Origin of the sequence: Limosilactobacillus galli, assembly GCF_947381495.1 — a bacterium.
In the GTDB taxonomy this organism is placed as follows: Bacteria; Bacillota; Bacilli; order Lactobacillales; family Lactobacillaceae; genus Limosilactobacillus; species Limosilactobacillus galli.
The window spans coordinates 1-2,021 of record NZ_CANCWK010000080.1; the positions used below are offsets into that span (position 1 = coordinate 1).

The 2,021-nt window shown below is 50.2% G+C and carries 3 protein-coding genes; 2 read left to right on the top strand and 1 reads right to left on the bottom strand.

All coding sequences use genetic code 11. The features are described from left to right. Positions 1 to 107: 107 nt before the first annotated feature. Positions 108 to 578 (bottom strand): hypothetical protein, encoded by a 471-nt coding sequence (locus QOS10_RS09165; RefSeq protein ID WP_283595176.1) that lies wholly within the window; start codon positions 576 to 578, stop codon positions 108 to 110. A 129-nt stretch (positions 579 to 707) separates the two neighbouring features. On the opposite strand from QOS10_RS09165, the gene QOS10_RS09170 reads away from it, so the two are divergent. After that, the gene (locus tag QOS10_RS09170; RefSeq protein WP_283595173.1) at positions 708 to 923 is read left to right on the top strand and encodes a DNA-directed RNA polymerase subunit epsilon; all 216 of its coding nucleotides are present in this window, start codon (positions 708 to 710) and stop codon (positions 921 to 923) included. A gap of 83 nt (positions 924 to 1,006) precedes the next feature. Further along, positions 1,007 to 1,945: a diacylglycerol/lipid kinase family protein gene (locus QOS10_RS09175; RefSeq protein WP_283595175.1), complete on the top strand. Its 939-nt coding sequence runs from the start codon at positions 1,007 to 1,009 to the stop codon at positions 1,943 to 1,945. Positions 1,946 to 2,021: the final 76 nt, after the last annotated feature.

Below are 2,021 nucleotides of genomic sequence, written 5' to 3' on the forward strand. Positions count from 1 at the left end.
CTCATGGTTCCGACTACTACGGCCCATAGCGGACTTTCACCGCCTAGCTAATACCCATGCCGGGCGCACTACTAAATAAAAAGACGGCCACAAAATGGTCGTCTTTTTTAATTCTTATCGTGATGGTCCAAACGCTTCAGATCACTGACGTATTCAACGGTCGACTCGTTCAGCAGGTAAGCCACATCTATATGAAGGATTCCCTCGTACTTCCACCAGTCAGTCACTACAAAGACCGGCTTGCCCGGACGAATGGCTGTCAGGTTCTGCTGGTCGGCATACTCTGCCAGCGCCTTGCCGAACTGTTCTTGGTCGAGCTCCTTATCAGCGTCCTTGCTGTCGAAGTGATACTCAAAGGCCAATACGCCTTTGCCCCAAACATCGGCCACCAGCTGGGAAGCAAGTGTCTTGTCCCAGCCCAGGATCTTCTTCAAACCGGTATTAACCGCCCCATCAGTCACCTGCTGGGCACGGTTGCGCAGCATGATCGTCGCCCGATTGATCAAAATCCGGTGAATGGCAACATACAGGCCAATCACAATAATAACGGCAATCAGGCATACCCAAAATATTCGCATATCATCGCCCCACTTCAATTTCTTCTTTGATTCAATCATACCATGAAATTCTGGGACAGCATTGATTAGTTGTGCTAAAATGGATAGAGTAATTACAGTAATCAATATCTAAATAAGGAGTTTTAAAGTATGACTTTTAAGGTATACTACCAACCGGATAAAACCAAGCGGCCGGTCCGTGAAAACACTCAAGCTCTGTACCTCGAAGCTGACTCAGAAGCTGAGGCACTGCTGATGGTTGAGCACAACACCGACTACAGCATCGAGTACGTTGAACAACTTGATGACAAGGCCCTCGCTTACGAAAAGCAGAATCCTAACTTTAAGATTACGACATTTGATTAATGACGTTGATGGGGGTTGCGGCAAATGATTTGTCGCAACCCCCCTTTGTTTAATTCTTAGTTTAAGCAAAAGGAAGAATAACAATGCATTATTCAATCATCATTAATCCCCAGGCCGGAAACGGCACGGCCCAAGACGCTTGGGGACGGATCAAGGGACAGCTCGACCAAGAAAACATTCAATACCGCTACCAGCTGATCAAAGAGGCTGGTGACGCCGAATACTTTGCAAGCAGGCTTGGCCAGGAAAAGCACGACGAACCGCTGACGGTCATTGTGGTTGGCGGCGACGGCACCCTGCACGATGTGTTAAACGGCCTTATCAAGTCCGCAGCACACCATCAGGACCGGCTCCCCCTCGCCTACATCCCCGTCGGCGTCAACAATGATTTTGCCAAGGGCTACGGCATCCCGCTGGACCCCATCAAGGCCCTCCAGCAGATTCTCAGCACCAAGCAGGCTCATCAGATCAACATCGGTCACTACCATGATGCCATCAAGGAACAGGACCACTACTTCCTCAACAGCCTCGGCATTGGTTTTGACGCCGCAATCACAAGTCAGGCAAACCGCAAGAAGGGACAGCGGCGGTCACTCAGCCGCTTTGCCTACCTGCGCCATGCCATCAGCGTCCTGTATAACCAGCAGCCATTTACCCTGATGGTCCAGCAACAGGGCAGTCGTGATTTCTTTAAGAAGGCTTACATCGTCATCATTGCCAACCAGCCGTACATGGGTGGACGTTTCAAGATCGCTCCCGATGCCAGCTTCGATGAATCGACGCTGGACCTGGTCGTTGCTGAACGGAAGAACTGGCTGATCACCTTTTGGCAAATCTGGCGGCTGGTCCACGGCAAGCTGGCGGATTCGCGCTTTGCCAAACATTTCCACGGCAAGGACTTCCACTGTACGACCACCTCACTGGAATTCGGTCAGGTCGACGGTGAGGAAATCGGCAACCAGTTCATGGACCTGCTGATCTCCACTGACAGCTACCCATTTTATCAGGATCCGCAGAAGTAAAAAAGGGGCTGTGACATAAGTCCCCAAAAATAAGCGGAGTTAGATGAAATCTTCGGATTTCATTTAACTCCGTTTT